This window comes from Erwinia sp. (assembly GCF_031978025.1).
Lineage (GTDB): Bacteria > Pseudomonadota > Gammaproteobacteria > Enterobacterales > Enterobacteriaceae > Erwinia.
Genome location: NZ_DALZCD010000382.1, coordinates 1 through 3055, shown reverse-complemented (window position 1 = coordinate 3055; position 3055 = coordinate 1). Strand labels below are relative to the sequence as shown.

At 50.2% G+C, this 3055-nt stretch carries 3 protein-coding genes; 1 reads left to right on the top strand and 2 read right to left on the bottom strand.

Annotation, left to right across the window (positions count from 1 at the left end):
* The coding region (locus RTK32_RS20590; RefSeq protein WP_312047206.1) for an IucA/IucC family C-terminal-domain containing protein at positions 1-422 on the bottom strand (422 nt) is incomplete at its 3' end.
* Positions 423-856: 434 nt separating this feature from the next.
* Complete coding sequence (locus RTK32_RS20585; RefSeq protein ID WP_312047204.1) at positions 857-1942, bottom strand: diguanylate cyclase domain-containing protein; 1086 nt, start codon at positions 1940-1942, stop codon at positions 857-859.
* Between the two features lie 274 nt (positions 1943-2216).
* Here RTK32_RS20585 and RTK32_RS20580 point away from each other — a divergent pair, with 274 nt between their 5' ends.
* The gene (locus RTK32_RS20580) at positions 2217-2459 is read left to right on the top strand and encodes a DUF1435 domain-containing protein (protein WP_312047203.1); all 243 of its coding nucleotides are present in this window, start codon (positions 2217-2219) and stop codon (positions 2457-2459) included.
* Positions 2460-3055: the final 596 nt, after the last annotated feature.

The window sequence follows — 3055 nt, the reverse complement described above, 5'->3', positions numbered from 1 at the left end:
TCGATCCAAAAAGCGGCAGGGCGGCCCGTCTCATGAAATTCAACGTGAATATGGCCCGGTGTACAGTCCAGTGCCCGGTTATCCAGCAGCAGCGCCATCATCAGGGGGGGCAGGAGCAGGCCCAGATACCATTGCGCCCAAAGCGATTGCAGCGGCTTGTCTTCCCTTTCCAGGTCACCGTGAGCGCGATAAATAAAATCGCCGTAGAGCGCATTAAGCCGGGCGAATGCCTCCGGCTGCGACCACTGCTCCAGCGTCAGCGAGCCGGCAGGCGCCGTTTCATTCAGCCTGATCGTATCCAGAAAGTAAGCGCGATGCTCGCTGAACAGCGCGCGCAGCGAACCGGCCAGCGGGCGATGACTCTGCAGAAAGATAAGCGGGGAAGCGGCTGACTCTGTGACCTGGCGACGAAGCGTGCTCATGGGTTATCCGGCATCCATCTAAGTGGGAAGGCAAATGATAATCGTTCGTGATTGTATCTGAGGCGTGGCGGACAAACAAGCACCATTTTGATCGCCCGGAGGAGGGCACAAACAGATAAAGCGAGGGGTTTTCTGAATAAGTTAATTTGTATTAATGCTGCTGGCCGCAGGAAGATGAGTGGAAACGGTCGCAGGGCTTTATCCGGCATTAATTTGATTTTAGATCGCCCGGATAAATACAATAATTCCTGTGCAAGGGAATAATAATCTGCGTAGCAGAGTTTCCCTTAAAGACATCTGAAATGAGTCCGAAAAAAATATCCGGCCCATCCCTGTGCCTTTAAAGAATATAAATCAAACTGGGGTAATCCACGGCAGGTCATATTAAGGCAAATTTATTTCGTCGACCTGAAGCTCGCAGGCCGACGAAAGCATTAACGCATATCAGCTGGTCTGGCTGAATCGTTCTGTGCCAGCGCTTCCCAGGAGAGAATAGTATTTCTCCCCCGATTTTTCGCCAGATAGAGCGCACGATCGGCGTTAGCAACCGCACTGTCAAAATCCTCATCGATTATGGGCGCGAAACCGGCGCTAAGGGTAACGTGTGTGGCAACGCGCTCGTTAAAAAGATGCGGGATCTCCAGTTCGTGCACATACAAACGAATACGCTCGGACAGCTTCATGGCGATAGCTTCGTTAACGTTGGTCAACAGCACCAGGAACTCCTCGCCGCCATAACGCGCCACGATATCACGGGAACGAACCGCATCGCGGATAGCAACCGACACGCGCGCCAGCGCCTGGTCGCCCATCGCATGACCGTAATTGTCGTTATAAGCTTTGAAGTGATCGATATCCAACAGCAGGACAAAATGGTTACCTGCATGATTATCAAATATATTTTTCAGCCGGTTCGTCAACCCTCGCCGGTTATAAAGGCCGGTTAACGGGTCGAGCATACTCAAATCGCTCCAGGCCTCTTTCTCTTCGTAGAGCTGGCTCACCAGGCGACGGGTAAAGCGATCCTGCCGTCTTTGCAGGATGTTGTTCAGCGTAAAGCCTACCAGCGGCAGCAGAATAGTGAAGGCGATAGTCGCCGTATTCTGTCCGTGATCCAGGACTGTCACCGCCACAGCGGGCGGGGCGGTATGCAGGCAAAACGCCAGCAGATTATCGTTCAATGCAATGGCCGCAATAAAAAAGGCGCAAAACAGGCTAACCAGCAAAAAACTGTTATCAAAATAGAAAATTAATTCAAATGTCAGGACAATTTGCCAGGCCCAGAGCAGGCCGGTGGTTATCGCTGCGATATTTAATAAGGGAAATTTCCCTCTGGGACGCAAAAACGTCCATATCAATAACGTTACGCTAAGCAAAGCAATAATCGACGCGGGTAATCCGCTTTTTTCGTTCTTGCTGTAAATATAAAATAAAGACGCTGCTGTGTTTAAAAAGAGAAAAAGTATCAGCGAAAGCCGATATTTGCTGTGAAGCAATTCGTTATAGCTTTGTAATTTCATTCTTTTCTACTCATGACTGCCTGAATAGCACACGGCCTGGTCTGAAAAGGACCATGCCGGGAGGAGTTTGCTGTTATTATTATTTGGATTTAGGAATAGTAAGGCGCCGATAATTTAACACTTAATATCTCTGGTGTCATCATCGGGCGTAAAAGCACCTTCAGAAATCTTGCTGCAAAATGATAAATATTCTTATATGCTATTGGTAATCATTATCATTAAAGATGCTGGCGAAGCGGTGCTGACCGCCTGTGGCGTAGGAGGAGTAAGCTAAATGTGGGTAAAAAAACTGGACAGTGCCTGGGGTATGCTGCTGCCTTGTGCTGTTATGCCGCTGATTACCTTGATGAATCTTTCCTTCAACCAATGGCGCCTGGTGATGGTCATTGCGCTACTGGCTACGGTAGCCATGCTCTATCACAAACGGCTGCGGCACTATCTGCTGCTGCCCTCCTGCCTGGCACTGATGGGAGGAATAGTGACGATCTCGGTCAACTTCGGCACGCTTTTAAAGTAGCAGCCCGCGTAAGGACAGCCTCAGAACACATGCGGGACGTTAAGGTTGAGCCAGGTGTATCGGCGCGTCAGGGCGATCGAAACCGTAGCGGCAGAGCCATACTGTGGACGGCAAGGTACGCAACAGCAGAGCAATACCCCGGATAGCAAAGCACACAGCAGCAGAGCGATATCCTGGATAGCAAAGCACACAACAGCAGAGCGATATCCCGGATAGCAAAGCACACAACAGCAGAGTGATACCGTGGAAGGCAAAGCACGCAGCAGCAGAGCGATATCCCAGATGGCAAAGCACGCAGCAACAGAGCGATATCCCGGATAGCAAAGCACACAGTAGCAGAGCAATACCCTGGCTGGCACAAAACACGCAGCAACAGCAGAGCGACAGCCGCGCAATATTGCGGGCAGCAAAAGACACAGCAGAGCCATGGTGCAGACGGTAAGGGACGAAAGCGAAAAATAATGGCTGGAAAATCAGAGATAAAACAGAGAAATAACGAAAAGAGAAGGACAAAAGAGAAGGACAGAAGAGAAGGTTCAACGTGGTGCGAAGAGAGGGACTTGAACCCTCACGTCCGTAAGAACACTAACACCTGA

What these genes read in the sequence shown, in the direction of transcription:
- RTK32_RS20585 (WP_312047204.1), bottom strand. Translation starts at nt 1,942, where the DNA reads ATGAAATTACAAAGCTATAACGAATTGCTTCACAGCAAATATCGGCTT.
- RTK32_RS20580 (WP_312047203.1), top strand. Translation starts at nt 2,217, where the DNA reads ATGTGGGTAAAAAAACTGGACAGTGCCTGGGGTATGCTGCTGCCTTGT.